Below are 17241 nucleotides of genomic sequence, written 5' to 3'. Positions count from 1 at the left end.
CCGGGTCACTCCGTGGGCTTGGCGTAGTGCAGGTCGACGGCGCCCGAGTACCCCGGGAGAGTGGTCCTGCCCTCGTCCTTGACGCTCCAGCCGAGCCCGTACACGGCCACGTACAACTGGTAGTTCTGGATCTGCGGGGAGTCGTCGAGCGCCTTGCGGAGCTTGTCCCCGTCGCCCACGGCGGTGATCCGGTACGGCGGCGAGTAGACGCGGCCCTGGAGGATCAGGGTGTTGCCCACGCAGCGGACGGCGCTGGTGGAGATGAGGCGCTGGTCCATGACCCTGATGCCGTCGGCGCCGCCGTGCCAGAGCGCGTTGACGACGGCCTGGAGGTCCTGCTGGTGGATGACCAGGTCGTTGGGCTGCGGGTCCGGGTAGCCGGGCAGCTTGGGGCCCGCGTCGGGCGGGGCGTCGTCGAGGGTGACCGTGAGCCCGGTGCCGCGCAGCGGCGCGGTGGCCGCGGCGGCCTCAAGCCCGGCGAGCCGCTCCTTCTCCGCCTCGGTGACGCCCTTGTCGCCTGCGAAGGACTCGACGCCGTCGCGGAGCGCCCCGTTGCTGTTCTCCAGCTCACCGTTCTTGCGGCTGCGGTCCTGGATGAGGTCGGAGAGCTTCAGGAGCGAGGCGTCGGTGCGGATGTCGGTGCCCTTGGCGGTGTTGAAGCTGGTGAAGAAGATCAGTCCGGCGAGGGCGAAGACACCGGCGGTGAGCAGGCGCAGGGCCCGGCGGCGGCGGTTGCGGCGGCCGGGTGCCTCGGGGCGGCCGCCGCCCGTGCCCGGGAGGTCGGCTGAACTGCTGTGCATTCGTCGCCGTATCCTTACTCCTTACAACGCCTGGGAAGCACTACGCTAACGGACGCCCTGGGGAGCGCTCGGTGCGCCTCGCACTTCCCCTTGTACGCTGCCCGGAGCCCCCGCCCAGTCCCCGTGCGCGGCCATGCAGCGCGTCGACAGGAGAACCTCTCGTGCCGAAGTCACGTATCCGCAAGAAGGCCGATTACACGCCGCCTCCGACCAGGCAGGCGACCGCGATCAAGCTGACGAGCAGCGCCTGGGTCGCCCCGGTGATGCTCGCGATGTTCCTGGTGGGCCTCGCCTGGATCGTCGTCTTCTATGTGACGGACGGCGATCTGCCGGTGGACGCCTTCGGCAACTGGAACATCGTGGTCGGATTCGGCTTCATCGCCGCGGGGTTCGGCGTCTCCACCCGCTGGAAGTAGCGCGCCTCCCGGTCCCCCGGGTGCGGCGGGGCGGCCGGGAAGCGGCGGGAAACTGCCGGGGGCGCCCCGGTGTACGGCTTCCGACCTGGAACGATCCGCCGAGTTATCCACAGCCCTGTCCACACGTGGGGAAAGGTCTGAAGATCTGTGGATAACCTCTGTGAGGTTGACGCCGGTATGACTGCCGTACCGGGATACGGACTCGCGTTCGCCCTTGTCCTTACTGGGAAAACCCGCGTTCGGGTGTGACCGGGCGGCATCGCGCACAGGATGCACAGGGGCAGCCACCCGCTGTGGACAACTTCCTTTGCGAACAGGTCGCGAACGATCGGAAGCGATCACTCGGGGGCCAGCGCCGGACATTCTCTCCGCCCGTCGCGGCGGACCGGTCCGAAGACCATACGCCTCCCCGGCGCAGGCGTCACGCGCCGGGCAGAAGCGCTCAGAGCAGCAGCACGGAGCGGATCACGACGGCCGCCACGACCACCGCGAACACAAGCCCTGACGTCCCCCACTGCACGAGGCGCCGTCGCTCACGGGGCGCGTGCACCATCGCGTAGGCGATCGCGACGCCCGCGACCAGACCGCCGATGTGCGCCTGCCAGGCGATTCCGCTGATGGTGAACGTGAACAGCAGATTGATCAGCAGCAGCACGACGACAGGACGCATGTCGTAGCGGAGCTTGCGCACCAGCACCGCGGTGGCGCCGAAGAGGCCGTAGACGGCGCCCGAAGCGCCGAGGGACGCCTCCGAGGGCGAGGCGACGACATAGGTGAGCGCGCCGCCCGCGAGCCCGGCGAGCAGGTACAGCGTGATGAACCGCAGCCTGCCGAGCGCCACTTCGAGCGGGCCGCCGAGCCACCAGAGGCTGAGCATGTTGAACCCGATGTGCCAGACCTGCTGGTGGGCGAACATCGACGACACCAGGCGATACCACTCCCCGGCGGCCACGCCCTGGGTGGGGTGGTAGGAGCCCGGCGGGAAGACGTCCTTCGGCGGCCAGGCGCCGATCAGCACCACGTCGTCGACGAGATGGCTGCTCGCCTGGATGACGGCGAACATGACCACGTTCGCCACGATGAGGAGCTTGGTGATCAGCCGGGGGTCGCCGAGCGCGGTGCCGCCCGCGAGGGTGCGCGGCTGGTTCGCCGACGGGGAGTGGCCCGTGCCCGAGCCGCCCCTGACGCACTCCGGGCACTGGAAGCCGACCGAGGCGCTGACCATGCAGTCCGGGCAGATCGGGCGCTCGCACCTGACGCAGCGCACCCCGGTCTCGCGGTCCGGGTGCCGGTAGCAGCCCGGCAGACCCGACGCCCCCGCGGGGCCCGGCGCGTCGCCGCGCGCCCGGTCGCCCCGGGCGCCTTCGGTCCCGTCGGCTCCCTCGGCCCCCTGGGCCCCCTCGTCCATGGGCTCCGTCACCCTCGCTTCCGTCTCGCTCGCCGCCGGGACGACCCGCCCCGCCCTTCCTGTACGGACGGGCGGGGCGAAATGGTTCCCGGCCGGCCGCGGCGGGCCGCCGGGCCCCGGGCGCGGCCCGGCGGCCGCCGGTGCGCCCCGGTTCTGTTCAGCGGGTCTCGACGACCACCGACTGGATGACCACGTCGTCGACCGGGCGGTCCGTGCGCCGGTTCGTCGCCGTCGTGGCGATCTCGTCGACGATCTTGCGCCCGGCCGCGTCCGCCACCTCGCCGAAGATGGTGTGCTTGCGGGTCAGCCACGCGGTGGGCGCGACGGTGATGAAGAACTGGGAGCCGTTGGTCCCCGGGCCCGCGTTGGCCATCGCCAGCAGGTAGGGCTTGTCGAAGGCCAGGTCCGGGTGGAACTCGTCCTCGAACTCGTAGCCGGGGCCGCCGGTGCCGTCGCCCAGCGGGTCCCCGCCCTGGATCATGAAACCGCTGATCACCCGGTGGAACACGGTGCCGTCGTAGAGGCGGTCCGTGGACTTCTTGCCGGTGCGCGGGTGGGTCCACTCACGCTGGCCGGTGGCCAGCTCGACAAAGTTCTTGACCGTCTTCGGCGCGTGGTTCGGCAGGAGCCTCACCTCGATGTCGCCGCGGTTGGTCTTCAGGGTGGCGTAAAGCTGCTCGGCCACGATCTGCCTTCCGTTGACTTCGCTGACGTCGTCTGTTGACCGTCCGATCCTCGCACGGACCCGCGGGGCGCCCGCCAGCCGCCGGGGCGCCTTCCGCACCCCGGCGGCAGACCGGGGGACTCGGGCGGCGGAAACCGGGTAGCGGAGAGGACACCGGAATCCGGGCCCGCGTGACCCGGATGCGCGTCTTCGCATGCCGCGGGGCGCTCGGGTAGGCATGATCCCTAAAAGGGGTGGAAAGGTGAAATACCGAACGCCACCAAGGAGGAGGATTCCCGTGACCCGCATCGACAGCGTGCGCGCCGCGACAGACTCGGCGAAGAACAGCGTGCTGCACGCCGCGGAAGTGGTGGCGCCGTACGCCGACACGGCCGGCAAGCGGGCGACGCACTACGCCCGCGAGGCCAAGGACCGACTCGGGCCCAGGGTTTCGCTCGCCGCCGACCAGGCGCGCGTCCAGTACGGCGCCCATGTGGCGCCCAGGCTCGACCAGGCGCGCTCGCACGTACCACCGAAGGTGGACGAGGCCGCGCAGCAGGCGCACGACGTCGCGCTGCGCACCCGCAAGGCGGCCGAGCGTGCCGCCGACTACTCGCGCCCGCACATCGAGCGGGCGGTGGCCGCCACGGAGCCCGCGCGCAGCGAGGTCTCGACGCGCGGCGCGGCGGCCATCGCGGCCCTGCGCGGCGGGGTCACCGCGAAGGACATCGAGGCCCTGGTGCGCCGCCAGGAGCGGCGGGCGCGCGCCGGACGCGTCGCCCGCGGCGTGCTGTTCGCGGGGCTGCTCGCGGGCGGCGTCTTCGCGGCCTGGAAGTGGTGGGACAAGCAGGCCAATCCCGAATGGCTCGTCGAGCCCCCCGCCGCCACGGAGGTCCCCGACGACGCCAGGCTGACCGCGGTCGACGGCAGCGCGGGCGCGAAGTCGCCGCTCGACCCCGAGGTCAAGGCCAAGCAGGACGAGAGCGAGCAGGACGAGAAGAGCGACAAGGCGCATAAGACCGGCAGGGCCCACAAGGCCGACAAGTCCGATGCCGCCCCGGCCGACAAGGAGCACAAGGGCCACGGCCACGGCGGCCACAAGGAGGACGGGGCCGCCTGACCCCGCCCCGGCGCCCGCACCCCGCACGCCGCCGGCCCCCCGCCCCGTATCCCGCCCGCTCCTTCTCTCCCTGGAGCGGGGGTACGCGCGCGTGGGGGCCGCGGCGCGTTTGCGCGCGGTGCGCGGGCGGGGCTGCACGCGCGCGTACGCCTCGAAGTGCCGCACGCGCGTGGAAGCGGGCGCACACCGGGGTGCCGCGGGTGCCCCCGTCGCATAGCGCCGCTCGCGTGCGTGGAGCACGCACCCCCCGCGCGCGTGGAGCGCGCCGCCCCCGTTGAGCGCGCGAGGTCGGCTCAGCCCGTGTCGGCCGCAGGCGCGGTCGTGAAGGGGGCGGTGGTGGCGACGGGCGCGGCGGCCGGGGCGTACAGCGGTGGCGGGCCCGGGTCGCCGGGGCCCGGGGGCCGCGCGGGCGGCGGGCCGCAGGACTCCCCCGGCGCGGCCGGGCCCGCGGGTGCCGCGGGTGCCGCGGGTGCCGCGGTGCAGGAAGACCCGCCCGGTGCCGTCATCCCGGCGGCCCCCGCAGGGGCTGCGGTGCCGACGAGGAGCAGTGCCGCCACGCTGCCGCCCTCCGTGATCCGTCCCGCCCGTACCTCCGCCACCGCCGCGGACAGCGGCAGCCAGCGCATCGTCATGCCGCACTCGGCGGCGTCCCTGCACATCACCCCGGTACGCAGCCCGGTGGCGAGGAAGAGGAAGGTGCGGGCGGCCGTGGTGGCGGGCAGCGGGTCGATCACCCCGATCTGCCGCAGCTCGCCGGGGACGAGCCCGGTCTCCTCCTCCAGCTCGCGGGCGGCGGCCACCGCGGGCGGCTGGCCCTCGCCGCCCCCGCCCGGCAGGTGCGGCACCCTGCGGCCCTGGAGGTAGAAGTCGTCCTCGACGAGCAGCACGCGCCCGGCGCCGTCGAGCGCCACCACGCGGACGTTGTCGGCGACGTCGACATGCTCGTAGGTGCCCGGGCTGCCGTCCGGCAGCCGTACGGAGTCCTGGCGCAGGTTCAGGAAGCGCCCCCGGTGCAGTACCTCACTCGCCGTCCGTGTCCATCCCATGCCCAGAGTCTTCCTGGCGGGCGTACGGGCCACTCCAGGAGCGGTTTCCTCCGGTCACCCGCCGGTGCGACCCGTACCCGGCCGGTGCGACGCGAAGCGCGTACGAAAGCTCACCCCGCAGGGTGTGACTATGTCCTGAGACGGCACCAACGGGCCATGCGATGTGGTGAGATGAGCCGGGCGCGCGGCCCCCGCGCCCCGGCCCGGCCGCCGCGGCCCGCCGCTGCGCACGTGCCTGACCAGCACACGCCGCTACCGCATCGGAGCCGCACATGACCCCCCAAGGCCCGCACTCCAGGCTCGACACCGGGCACCCGCACCCGGCCCGCGTGTACGACTACCTGCTCGGCGGCAAGGACCACTACCCCGTCGACAGGGAGACGGCGCAGCGGCTGCCCCCCGAGGTGGCCCAGGGCGCCCGGCACAACCGCGCCTTCATGCAGCGCGCCGTGACCTGGCTCGCGTCCCACGGGATCGACCAGTACCTCGACATAGGCTCCGGCATCCCGACCGAGCCGAACCTGCACCGGATCGTGCAGCACATCGTGCCGACCGCGCGCGTCGTGTACACGGACAACGACCCGATCGTGCTGCGGCACGCGGAGTCCCTCCTGGTCAGCAGGCCGGGCGGGACGACGGACTACTTCGAGGCCGATGTGCGCGAGCCCGCGACCATCCTCGACCGGGCCCGCGACGTGCTCGACTTCACCCGCCCGGTCGCGCTGTCGCTCATCGCGCTGATGCACTTCCTGACGGACGACCAGGACCCGTACGGCCTGACCGCCACCCTGGTCGGGGCGCTGCCGCCGGGCAGCTACCTGGTGTTCTCGCACGGCACCTTCGACTTCCACGGGCCCGCCGACGACTACACCTCCCGCATCCACTCCCAGATGCGGGGCGCCGACGAGGTCATGCGCTTCTTCACCGGCCTCGAACTCGTCGCGCCCGGGCTCGTGCCCGCGCCGCGCTGGTATCGCGACACCCCCGCGCCGGAACAGGAGGTATCCGGGATCTACGCGGCAGTGGCGCGCGTTCCCCGGTAAAAGGTGCGTACCGGTAACGCCCGCCGGGGATGCAAAGGGCGCTGACGGGGGAATGAAGGACCAGGCCCTAGGAGGGCAACATGCTGATCACCGCCGACCGTGTGCTGGTCGACTCCGGTGTCTATCTGCGGGACGGCGCGGTCCTGGTCGAGGGCGCCTCGATCGCCGCGGTCGGGCCCCGGGACGAGGTCGAGCGGCGGGTGCCCGGGGGCGCGCCCCGGCTCGACTTCGCGGGGACGGTGCTGCCCGGCCTCATCGACGCGCATGTGCACCTGGTCTTCCACGGCGGCCCCGACCCGCTGGGCACGCTGCGCGCCACCGACGACACCGCGCTGTTCACGGCGATGCGCGAGCGCGCGGGGCGGCTGCTCGACAGCGGGGTGACCACCGCGCGCGACCTCGGCGACCGGGGCAGGCTGGCGCTGCGGCTGGCCAGGGAGACCGCGGCGGGCGCCACGTCCGGGCCCCGTATCGTCGCCGCGGGCGTCCCCGCGACGGTGCCCGGGGGGCACTGCCACTTCCTCGGCGGTGAGATAAGCGGTCCGGGCGAGGCCAGGGCGCTCGTGCACCGCAACCTCGCCGCGGGCGCCGAGGTGATCAAGGTGATGGCGACCGGCGGCGGCCTCACGAAGGACGGCCCGCGGACCTGGCAGAGCCAGTTCAGCGCGGAGGAGCTGGCGGTCCTGGTGGCGGAGGCGCACGGCGCCGGGGTGCCGGTGGCGGCGCACGCGCACGGCACCGAGGGCATCGCGGCGGCCGTCGACGCGGGCGTGGACACCCTGGAGCACTGCACGTGGATGACCGCGGGCGGCTTCGACGTCAGACCCGATGTGCTGGCCCGCATCGTCGAGCGCGGCATCGCGGTGTGCCCCACCGTCAGCCCGCACTGGCGGATGCTGCCGCAGGTCTTCGGCGAGGAGCGGGCCGCCGCCATGACCGCCAACGTCCGCACGATGGCGGAGGCCGGGGTCAGGCTGATCGCGGGCACCGACGCGGGCGTCCAGCGCACCGGCTTCGACGGCCTCGCGGGCGCCCTGCCGTTCTACGCGGAACTCGGCATGTCCCACGCCGCGGTCCTCGACATGGCCACCACGCACGCCGCCGCGGCCCTGAACATCGCCCGCGAGACCGGCCGTATCGCCCCCGGGCTCCGCGCCGACCTGCTCCTGGTGGCGGGCGACCCCCTCGCGGACCTGGCCGACCTGGGCAGGGTCCACACGGTGTTCGCGGCAGGGCGGCGCCGGGACCCGGCCGCGTAACGGCCGCAGGGGAAAGCGGCACCCGGCCGCGGCGTGCACACCGGGAAACGAGGCGTTATCCGGGATTACGGCGGCCGGGGGAAGGGGACGCCGGTATTCCAGCGATGGAAAAGGCGCCGCAAACCGCCGACCGGCGATCGTGCGCGGCGACCGGGGAGCGGAAGATCGACCTCGGCGGCGGCGCGAGCGCCATTTACGGTCCTGCCGCGCGCCGCCGCGCGGGGGCGCGGGCGGGCCGCCTCGCTTCGGTGCCCGATGGGGGCGCCCGAACGGGTTACGCGCCAGTAGCTTCACCGGCGCGGCCCTGACCAGGCATTCTCCTACGCCCCCCGAGGCCCGCGGGTCACGGGCGGTGCACCAGTGCGCCACGCAGCGCGCCCCGCGGGCGGCGTGGCGGGCCACGCTCCGAACCACCGCGGCGGCGACCACAGTCTTGCCGCGCGAATGTAACGGGAACATTGCACCGCGAGGTTTCCTCTGCATATGCTGCCGACCGTCTGCCGATAAGTGCCACGAAGATACAAGGTGTGGATTTTATGATCCATACGGAATTCGACACGGGGGGCAAGGTGCGACAGCAGACCGGGGGAAAATTCATCATTCCGAGCATAAAAGAAATGCGTGACACCGATGTGCCGTTCTCCGATTCCCGAATTCGCGGGGATGATTACGGCGACGTCCTGCTCTCGCTCTTCGAGTGCTCGGACATCGGCCTCGCGACTCTCGACCCGGCGCTGCGGGTACGGTCCGTCAACAGCGCCTTCCGCGACCAGTGCGGCCGCCGGCACGACGACATCTGCGAACGCGACTTCGCCGAGTTTCTGCACCCCAGCGTGCGCCAGTACGTACTGCGCCAGTTCGACCGGCTGCTCGACGGGCACGAGACGCGGCTGGCGAGCCGGTCCGTCGCCATGTGGTTCCACGACAGCACGGTCTTCGGCCAGTTGACGGCGGTTCCGGTGGAGGGCGACAACGGCGAGATCGAGATGGTCCTGGTGCAGTTCACACCGGGGCAGGCGGCCGAGGGCCACCAGGGGCTCGTCGGGCCGCAGTGGAAGCTGGCGCCCATCACCGCGAAGGTGCTTGAGGGCGTGGCGGCGGGCGACCCGACCGTACGGCTCGCCGCGAAGCTCTTCCTCAGCCGCCAGGGCGTCGAGTACCACGTGAGCTATCTGCTGCGGTCGTTCAAGGTGCCCAACCGCACGGCCCTCGCGGCGAAGGCGTACTCGATGGGCATGTTCAGCATCGGCAGTTGGCCGCCGAGGGTCCTTCCCGACTACATACGCCCCGACTGCCAGCCGGCCGGCCGCGCCCGCGACGAGGCCGCCGCGGAAGCCCGGGCCGAGTGGCAGTCCTGAGGGACGCCGGGGGAGCAGTCAGGGCATATCCGACTAGCAATAACCCTAGCCGTGCATGGCTTTACTGTGCTGCATGACGACTACGGGGGGCGCCGACGGCGTGCTGGGCATACTGGGCGGGATGGGTCCGCTCGCCTCGACCGGCTTCCTGAACACCCTCTACGAGGTCGCCGCCGAGCGCACGGGTCCTTTCGCCGAGCAGGATCTGCCGCGCTTCCTGATCGACTCCGATCCCGGCTTCCCCGACCGCACCGAGGCGATACTCGCCGGTCGTGAGGAGGAGTTCGCGCGGCGGCTGCGGCTGCGGCTCGACGGGCTCGTCGGCCTCGGCGCCACCCGGGTCGTCGTCACCTGCGTCACCGCCCACCACTTCCTCGCCCGGCTGCCTGCCGCGACCCGTGCCCGGCTGGTGTCGCTGGTCGACCTGGCCCTCGACGACCTGGCGACGGCGGGCGGCGACGAGCGACTGCTGCTCGTCGCCACCCTCGGCACCAGGAACGCCCGCATCTTCGAACGGGCAGGCCGCTGGCCCGAGGTGGCCGACCGGGTGGTGCTGCCGGGGCCCGGGCGGCAGCGGGAACTCCACGAGCTGATCTACCGCCTGAAGCGGGAGCCCGCGACCGACGCGCTCCTCTCCCGGCTGCTGCGGGCGGTCGAGGAGGAGGGCTGCACCGGGTTCGTCGTCGGCTGCACCGAGATCCATCTGCTGACCCGCAGGCTGCGGGCGCGGGGCGGCGCCGTGCGGGCCGTCGACCCCCTGTGCACCCTGGCCGCACAGCTCAAGACCCTGCTCGCCGAATAGAGGAGTACCCGGTGGATGCGGACGCGGCGCGGCCCGGCGGGCGCGCGGGGCACACGGCGCCGGGCCCTGCGGGGGACGGGCCGCACGGCACGCGCTACCAGGTGCTCGGCCCCGTGGAGTGCTTCCACGGGGAGCGGGCCGTCCCGCTGGGCGGGGTCAGACAGCGGCGGGTGCTCGCCGTGCTGCTCATGGAGGCAGGGCACGTGGTCTCCACCGCGCGGCTGATCGAGGCGACCTGGCAGAAGCCGCCGTCCACGGCGCTGTGCCAGATCCAGATCGTCATCTCCCGGCTGCGCAAGGCCCTCGGGACCCAGCAGGACGCGGGCGCGATCTTCACCGAGCCGTCCGGGTACCGCCTTGAGATCCCGCCGGGGCGGCTGGACAGCGCGGCCTTCCAGGAGCGGGTGGCCGCGGCGCGGGAACTCGCCGCGCGGGGCGCGCTCGGCCCCGCGGTGGCCAGGCTGCGCGACGGGCTCGCCATGTGGCGCGGCGGTGCGCTCGCCGGGATCGAGGGCAGCTCGGCGCTCGACTGCTGGGCCGGTTCGCTCCGTGAGGCCAGGCTGGCCGCGCACGAACTCTGCCTGCGCCTGGAGATACGGCGTGGGCGGCACGCCGAGGTCGTCGGCGAGCTGATGGAGGCGGCCAGGGCGCACCCGCTGCGCGAAGCCCTCCAGGGGCTGCTGATGCAGGCGCTCTACCTGTCGCAGCGGCAGGCCGAGGCGCTGGCGGTGTACCGGGCGACCAGGCGCCGCCTCATCGGGGAACTCGGGGTGGAGCCTGGCGCCCCCCTGCGCAAGCTGGAGTACGACATCCTGTGCGGCGACACCGGGGACTGGGCGCCGCCCGCCCCCGCCGCCGGGGAGCCCGACGCGCCCGAAGCCGCGGCACGGGAACCCGACGTAGCGGCACGGGAACCCGACGTATGGGAACCCGATCCGGAGAAGCCCGTCACCGGGGAGCCCGGCGCGGGGCAGGACGTACCCCCGGAGCCCGCCCCGACCGCACCGCAGGGCGCGTTCCCCGAGCCGGTCACGGACTTCGTGGGGCGGGCGGGGCTGCTCGAACAGCTCGGGCGGCGGCTCGGCCCCGGCCGCCGCCCCGCGGACGGCGAGGTGCCCGTGGTGGTCCTGCACGGGCAGGGCGGCTCGGGGAAGAGCGCCCTGGCCGTCCACGCCGCCCATCTGCTGAGGCCGTCGTATCCCCACGGGCTGCTCTACGCGGACATGCAGGAGCAGGCGCTCAGGCCGATGACGCCGCGCGGGCTGCTCCGGCGCCTGCTGCGTGACCTGCGCGTCGACACGGCCGACATCCCGGAGTCCCTGGACGGGCGGGTGGAGCTGCTGCGCGGCCTCGTGGCGCGGCGGCGTGTGCTCATCGTCGTCGACAACGTGCCCCCCGGCGTCTCGCCACAGGACGTCCTGCCCCGCAGCGGGCGCTGCGCGGTCCTGCTCACCAGGCGCTCGGGGCGCGGCTCGCCGGGGACGGCCCTGCTTGAGGTCGGCCGCTTCGACAGCGAGGCGTCGGTGGAGCTGCTGGGCAGGATCGTCGGACAGTCCAGGGTCGCGGCCGAGTGGCGGGCCGCGCACCTGATCGCGCAGCTCTGCGACGGGCTGCCGCTCGCCCTCAGGGCCGTCGGACTGCGGCTCGCGACCCACCCCGGCCTGCGGCTTGAGGAGATGGTGCGCAGGCTGGGCGACGAGCGGCGGCGGCTCTCCGAGCTGGCCCACGGCGGCGCCGCGGTGCGCACCACACTGGCCGTGGCCTACCGCGGGCTCTCCCCCGGCGCGCGGCGGCTGCTGCGCCGCCTCGGCGCCGTCGACATCCCGGCGTTCGCCCCCTGGGTGGCGCCCGCGCTGCTCGGGCGGGGCGCAGGGGGCTGGGAGGCGGCGCTCGACGAGCTGGCGGACGCCCATCTCGTGGAGGCGGCCCCCGGCACCGGGCACGACTCCCGCCGCTACCGCGTGCCCGACCTGGTGCGGGCGTTCGCCAGGGAGCGGGCCGGTGCCGAGGAGCCTGCCGACGAGGTCTGCCGGGCCAGGCACGAGCTGCTTGAGGTGTTCCTCGCCCTCGCGGCGCGCTGCCACCGCGCCGACCACGGCGGCGACCACGCGCTGCTGCACGGCGCCGCGGCCCGCCGCCGCGAACCGCCGCTGGTCCCCGCGCTGCTGGAGCGCGAGCCGCTGCGCTGGCTCGACGGCGAGCGCGCCAACGTCGTGTGGGCGGTACGGGAGGCGGCCCGCACCGGGGCCGACGAGGTCGCCTGGGACCTGGCGGTGACCGCGGTGACGCTGTTCGAGAGCCGCTGCTACTACGACGAGTGGCTGATCACGCACACCGAGGCGCTGGGCGCCGTGCGCCGGGTCGGCAACCGGCGCGGCGAGGCCGCCCTGCTGTACTCCCTCGGGGCGCTCAACATCGCCACGCAGCACTACGCGGAGGCCGGGTCGCTGCTCCAGCGGGCGCTGAGCGGCTTCGAGGCGCTCGGGGAGCGGCACGGCCGGGCCCTCGCGCTGCGCGCCACCGCCGTCGTCAGGGCGGCGGGCGGTGACCGGGACGCGGCGCGTGAGCTGTACCGGGAGGCGCTGGCGGAGTGCCGGGCGGTCGGCGACCGGGCCGCCGAGGCGCACGTCATGATCGGCATGGCCAGGGCGGCGCGCGCGGAGGGGCGGCCGGAGGACGCGGGCGCGCTCCTCGACGGCGCGCTCGCGGTCTGCGCGGACGCGGGCGCGCGGCGCTTCGTGTCCCGGGCGCTGCTGTGCCGGGGCATGGTCCTGCTGGACCAGGGGGAGTACGAGGACGCCGAGCGGGCGCTCGAACGAGCCCTGGAGATCGTGCGCCGCCGCCGCGACCTGGGGGGCGAGGCGCGTATCGCGTACGGGATGGGCGTGCTGCGGCAGGGCCAGGGCAGGGCGGCGGAGGCGGCCGGGCTGCTGCACTCGGGGATCGCGCTGGCCGAGTCGGTCGGCAACCAGGCGCTGCGGGCCAGGTCGCTGCTGGCCCTCGGCGCCCTGCACGAGGCCGGTGGCGAGGAGGCGGCCGCGGCGATGTGCGAAGAGGAGGCCCGCGCGCTGCTGCGGCAGCTCGGCCTCGCGGAGGACCGTGCGCCCGCACCCGCGTACCGCGGCGGGGCGGGTACGGGGGGCGTCTAGGGTCTTTCGTTCGGATCAGGGTGGCGGCGGCGGGTCAGCTCGGCGTGCTTCCCGGTGAAGGGGCGGGCTGTCCGCTGCGGGGCTCCTCGGCGGGTGTCAGCTCCTCCATCAGCCGGAACAGGTCGTCGATGCGTCGGCCGACGACGGACCGCAGATGCTCCGCGAGCCGGCTCCAGTCGCGCTGGGTGGGCACCTTGCCGGGAGGCAGGGCCTCCAGTGCCGTACGGATCTCGGCGACGGTGAGGCCGACGCGCTGAGCGGCGCGGATCATGGCGATGCGGCAGCAGGCGTCCGCGAAGAAGCGGCGGTGGTTCGCGCTGGTCCGCTCGCTGGAGAGGAGGCCGTGGTCGTCGTACCAGCGCACCGCCGAGGGGGCCACCTGCATGCGCTCGGCCAGTTCGCCGACCGTGAGTCCGCTCTCATGCCAATCCACATGATCATCTTAGCGGCGGTGGCACTTGCCTTCAACCATGGTTGAAGGCATAGGGATGGCGGCATGAGCACACGTGAGCGACCGAAGGTGTTGGTGACCGGGGCTTCCGGCCGGGTCGGCGGGCAGGTCTGCCGTCAACTGGAGCTGGCGGGGGCGAGCGTGCGGGCGGCGACCCGCCGCCCCGGAGCGCTTCCGTCCAGCAGGACGGTCGAGACGCGGGCGGTGGATCTGGCCGAGCCCGCGACGCTGACACCGGCGCTGGAGGGCGTGGACGCGGTCTTCCTGATGTGGCCGTTCTTCGACAGTGCGCAGGAGGCACGCCGCAAGGTCGCACCGGTCGCGGCCCGGCTCGGGGCGCACGCGCGCCGCGTCGTCTGCCTCTCCTCACAGGGCGTGGAGAACGACAGGCACACCTTCTGGGCCGTCGTCGAGGACGCGGTGGCCGGGCACGTCCGGGAGTGGACGGTGCTGCGGCCCACCGGCTTCGCGGCGAACGCCCGCCAGTGGGCACCGCAGATCAGGCGGGACGGCGTCGTGCGGTGGCCCTTCGGACGGCTCGCCAGGCCGCTGATCCATGAGGCCGACATCGCCGCCGTGGCCGTCGAGGCGCTGCTGCACGACGGCCACCAGGGGCGCCACTACGTGATCAGCGGACCCGAACGCGTCACCCAGCGGGCCCAAGTGGACATCATCGGTGCGGCGATCGGCAGGCCCCTTCGGTGGGAGGAGCTGGACCGCGCCCGGGCGGGGTCCGAGTACGGCATCCCGGACCTGATGCTCGACGCGTGGGAGGGGTTCACCGCCCGTCCCGAGCCGGTCACCGACGAGGTGCGGCGGCTCACCGGGCGGCCCGCCCTGAGCTTCGCCGACTGGGCCCGCGACAACGCCGGTCTGTTCCGATGAGCGGGTCGGACGTGAGCGTCGGTGCAGTGCCGACGCGGGCCAGGTGGCGGGTGCTGGCCGTCGTCTCGATCGCCCAACTGATGGCGATCGTCGACGACTCGATCGTGGCGATCGCCCTGCCGTCGGCGCAGCGGGACCTCGGCTTCGGCGATGCCGCGCGGCCCTGGGTGGTGACGGCCTACGCGCTCGCGTTCGGCTCGCTGCTCCTGCTGGGCGGGCGTCTGATCGACCTGCTGGGCGCGAAGCGCGTGTTCGTCACGGGGGTGGCCGGGTTCGCGGTCGCGTCGGCCGTCGGGGGCGCCGCACCCGGCTTCGGCGTGCTCGTGGCCGCCAGGGCGGGACAGGGCGTGTGCGCGGCACTGCTGGCGCCGTCCGCGTTGGCGCTGCTGGCGCTGTCGTTCAACGAAACCGCCGACAGGGGACGGGCGTTCGGCGTCTTCGGCGCCGTCGGCGGGGCGGGCGGCGCGGCGGGTCTGCTGCTCGGCGGGGTCCTGACCGCCACCTGGGGGTGGCGGTGGTGCATGTACGTCAACGTCGTCTTCGCCGCCATCGCGCTGGCCGGGGCGCTCCGTTGGCTGCCGGGCCGTACGACGGTCCGGAGGACGCGTCTCGACTGGCCCGGCGCCGCACTGGTCTGTGCCGGTCTCTTCGGACTCGTCTTCGGCCTCTCCCACGCCGCCGAGCAGGGGTGGAACGCGCCGGTCACCCTGGCCGCGCTCGTAGCCGGCGCACTCATCCTGGCGTGGCTCGCCCTGCACATGCGGCGGGCGCCACAGCCGCTGCTTCCGGTCACGGTCGTCCGCGACCGGACACGGGCCGCCTCGCTGCTGGTCATCTTCGCGGGGGGCGTGGGCTCGTTCGTGCTGAGCTTCGTGCTCACCTACTACTTCCAGCGGACACGCGGGAGCGGCCCGCTGCTGACGGGTGCGGCGTTCCTGCCGATGGTGGCCGCGATCGTCACGTCGTCGATAGTGGCGGGCTCGGTGCTGCTGCCGCGTCTCGGACCGCGGGTCACGGCGCCCGCCGGTCTCGTGCTCCTGGCGGCAGCGGTCGGGCTGGGGGCCTTCGACCGGACGACGGGCTATGTCACCAGGATTCTCCCCGTCATGGTCGTGGCGGGTGCGGGGATCGGGATCGCCCTGGGCAGCGCGATCAACCTCGCGACACAGCGGCTCGACGGTTCGACCGCCGGTGTCGGGGCTTCGCTGGTGAACACGGTCCAGCAGGTCGGAGGCGCGATGGGCACCGCGGCCGTCAACACGATCGCCGTCGGGATCTCGGGCGGCGGTGGACCGTCCGTCGCGTCGGAGGTGAACGGCTACACGGGTGCGCTCCGCGCCACGGCGGTCACGGTCTTCCTCCTCGCCTGCTGCGCCTTCACGATGTACCCGGGCCCCGGGAGGCCGGCTCCGTCGCGTCCTGCGGGACCCCGGGGAAGAGGCCGGGGCCCAGGGGGGCGTCGGGGCTTTCGGCGACGCTGGTGACGACGTCGAGGTAGCGGGTCTGGAGCCGGTGCACCGTGGCCGCGTCGAGGAGGGCGGAGCGGTACTTCCAGACCGCGATGTGGTCGGCGCCGCGCCGTCCGAGGCTCACGGTCAGGTCGAGCGCCGCACGCTCGGCGAACAACTGCTCGTAGGAGACCTCGACGCCGTCGAAGACGGGCTCGGCGAAGTCGGTGTTGTCCAGTTGCAGGATCACCTGCACCAGCGGCTGACGGCCGGTGACCCTGGCCGGACGGACGGCGTCGACCAGGCGCTGGAAGGGGACCTCGCCGTGTTCGAGGTCGTCGAGGGTGTGCTCCCGCACCCGGCGCAGCAGGTGCCTGAAGGACTCCTCGGGGACGACACGTACCAGCATCGGGAGGGTGTTGGTCAGGACGCCGACAAGCTGCTCGGTCTCGGGCAGCTCACGCCCGGCCACCGGGGAGCCGATCACCAGGTCCCGCTGGCCCGAGCCGCGCCACAGTGTCACCGCGAAGGCCGCGAGCAGCGCCATGTACCGGGAGGCGCCCTCGGCGGCGGCCACCGCCTCCAGGGCGTCGACGGCGGCGCCCGGGAGCACGGCGCGCGAGGTGCCCGACTCCAGGGAGCTGTGCTCCCCCGGCTCCCGGTCGAACGGCAGGGCCACGGTCGCGGGCGCGCCCGCGAGGCGCCGCCGCCAGTAGGACAGGCCGCGTTCGAGCGCCGCGCCCGACTGCCGCTCGTGCTGGCCGATCGCGAAGTCCGCGTACTGGATGGGCATGTCGGGCAGCGGGGCCCGGCTCCCGGTGGCCCTGGCCCGGTAGAGCAGCGAGAGGTCGCGGTTCAGTACGCCCTCCGACCAGCCGTCGGCGGCGATGTGGTGCATCCGCAGCACCAGGTGGTGGTCGTCGGCGGCGCGGCGCAGCAGCGACCAGGACACCGGTGGCTCGGCGGCGAGGTCGAACTTGCGCAGCAGTTGCCCGCGCGCGAAGGCGTCCAGGGCGTCGGCGCCCGGCGGCAGGTCGAGCGCGGGCAGCGGTACGTCCGCCGGGGGCAGCACCCGCTGCACGAGCCGGCCGCCCGCGGGTTCCACGACGGTGCGCAGCACCTCGTGCCGGTGCGTCAGGTCGGTGACGGCGCCCCTGAGCGCCGCGACGTCGAGGGCGCCGCGCAGCCCGATGACGAAGACCGTGGTCTCCGTGGACGCCGACGGGTCGAGCCAGTCCGACAGCCACATGCGCTCCTGCCCGAAGCTGGCGGGGATGGTGTCGGGGCGCTCGCGCGCGGCCTTCCTGCCCGCCGCGGCCCGCGCCAGCAGCCTCCGCTCGAAGGCGATCCGCTCGTCGAAGGCCCTGGACGTACCGGAGTCGGTCATGCTCC

General features: G+C 73.8%; 15 protein-coding genes. 9 read left to right on the top strand and 6 right to left on the bottom strand.

What is annotated here, in order from left to right; all coding sequences use genetic code 11:
- Positions 1–5 precede the first annotated feature (5 nt).
- Positions 6–800 (bottom strand): DUF881 domain-containing protein, encoded by a 795-nt coding sequence (locus tag ACIBIW_RS36170; RefSeq protein WP_399342689.1) that lies wholly within the window; start codon positions 798–800, stop codon positions 6–8.
- A 161-nt stretch (positions 801–961) separates the two neighbouring features.
- On the opposite strand from ACIBIW_RS36170, the gene crgA reads away from it, so the two are divergent.
- Positions 962–1216 carry a cell division protein CrgA gene (gene crgA / locus ACIBIW_RS36165; protein ID WP_399342687.1) on the top strand — a complete coding sequence of 85 codons (255 nt, stop codon included), beginning with the start codon at positions 962–964 and terminating at the stop codon, positions 1214–1216.
- Positions 1217–1658: 442 nt separating this feature from the next.
- On the opposite strand, the gene ACIBIW_RS36160 is transcribed toward crgA, so the two are convergent.
- Positions 1659–2624: a rhomboid family intramembrane serine protease gene (locus tag ACIBIW_RS36160; protein WP_399342717.1), complete on the bottom strand. Its 966-nt coding sequence runs from the start codon at positions 2622–2624 to the stop codon at positions 1659–1661.
- Between the two features lie 157 nt (positions 2625–2781).
- Positions 2782–3309, bottom strand: a complete 528-nt coding sequence (locus tag ACIBIW_RS36155; RefSeq protein WP_399342684.1) for a peptidylprolyl isomerase — start codon at positions 3307–3309, stop codon at positions 2782–2784.
- Between the two features lie 277 nt (positions 3310–3586).
- Between ACIBIW_RS36155 and ACIBIW_RS36150 the strand changes: the two genes are divergently transcribed.
- On the top strand, positions 3587–4408 hold the full coding sequence (locus ACIBIW_RS36150; protein WP_399342683.1) for a DUF5324 family protein: 822 nt from the start codon (positions 3587–3589) through the stop codon (positions 4406–4408).
- A 293-nt stretch (positions 4409–4701) separates the two neighbouring features.
- Here ACIBIW_RS36150 and ACIBIW_RS36145 read toward each other — a convergent pair whose 3' ends face one another.
- Positions 4702–5454, bottom strand: coding sequence for an NUDIX domain-containing protein (locus ACIBIW_RS36145; protein ID WP_399342681.1), 753 nt, complete (start codon positions 5452–5454; stop codon positions 4702–4704).
- Positions 5455–5726: 272 nt separating this feature from the next.
- Here ACIBIW_RS36145 and ACIBIW_RS36140 point away from each other — a divergent pair, with 272 nt between their 5' ends.
- From ACIBIW_RS36140 to ACIBIW_RS36120, 5 genes are all read left to right on the top strand, one after another.
- A complete protein-coding gene (locus ACIBIW_RS36140) occupies positions 5727–6497 on the top strand; it encodes an SAM-dependent methyltransferase (protein ID WP_399342679.1) in 771 nt (256 codons plus the stop codon).
- 80 nt (positions 6498–6577) lie between these two features.
- Entirely contained in the window at positions 6578–7756 is a 1179-nt protein-coding gene (locus ACIBIW_RS36135) for an amidohydrolase family protein (RefSeq protein WP_399342677.1), read from the top strand.
- Between the two features lie 617 nt (positions 7757–8373).
- Positions 8374–9114 carry a PAS domain-containing protein gene (locus ACIBIW_RS36130; protein WP_399342676.1) on the top strand — a complete coding sequence of 247 codons (741 nt, stop codon included), beginning with the start codon at positions 8374–8376 and terminating at the stop codon, positions 9112–9114.
- Between the two features lie 73 nt (positions 9115–9187).
- A complete protein-coding gene (locus tag ACIBIW_RS36125; protein WP_399342674.1) occupies positions 9188–9916 on the top strand; it encodes an aspartate/glutamate racemase family protein in 729 nt (242 codons plus the stop codon).
- A gap of 11 nt (positions 9917–9927) precedes the next feature.
- On the top strand, positions 9928–13065 hold the full coding sequence (locus ACIBIW_RS36120) for an AfsR/SARP family transcriptional regulator (protein WP_399342673.1): 3138 nt from the start codon (positions 9928–9930) through the stop codon (positions 13063–13065).
- Positions 13066–13099: 34 nt separating this feature from the next.
- Here the strand turns inward: ACIBIW_RS36120 and ACIBIW_RS36115 are convergent, their stop codons facing one another.
- On the bottom strand, positions 13100–13498 hold the full coding sequence (locus ACIBIW_RS36115) for a MerR family transcriptional regulator (RefSeq protein WP_399342671.1): 399 nt from the start codon (positions 13496–13498) through the stop codon (positions 13100–13102).
- 63 nt (positions 13499–13561) lie between these two features.
- Between ACIBIW_RS36115 and ACIBIW_RS36110 the strand changes: the two genes are divergently transcribed.
- Together ACIBIW_RS36110 and ACIBIW_RS36105 are read left to right on the top strand one after the other, a co-directional pair.
- Positions 13562–14401, top strand: a complete 840-nt coding sequence (locus tag ACIBIW_RS36110; protein ID WP_399342669.1) for an SDR family oxidoreductase — start codon at positions 13562–13564, stop codon at positions 14399–14401.
- Positions 14402–14412: 11 nt separating this feature from the next.
- Positions 14413–15885 carry an MFS transporter gene (locus ACIBIW_RS36105; RefSeq protein ID WP_399342668.1) on the top strand — a complete coding sequence of 491 codons (1473 nt, stop codon included), beginning with the start codon at positions 14413–14415 and terminating at the stop codon, positions 15883–15885.
- On the opposite strand, the gene ACIBIW_RS36100 is transcribed toward ACIBIW_RS36105, so the two are convergent.
- Positions 15779–17236, bottom strand: a complete 1458-nt coding sequence (locus ACIBIW_RS36100) for a condensation domain-containing protein (RefSeq protein ID WP_399342666.1) — start codon at positions 17234–17236, stop codon at positions 15779–15781. The two genes, ACIBIW_RS36105 and ACIBIW_RS36100, sit on opposite strands and share 107 nt — an antisense overlap.
- Between the last annotated feature and the right edge of the window lie 5 nt (positions 17237–17241).

It is taken from the genome of Streptomyces sp. NPDC050560 (assembly GCF_044457285.1).
GTDB lineage: Bacteria > Actinomycetota > Actinomycetes > Streptomycetales > Streptomycetaceae > Streptomyces.
This window is presented reverse-complemented; position numbering and strand designations above follow the sequence as displayed.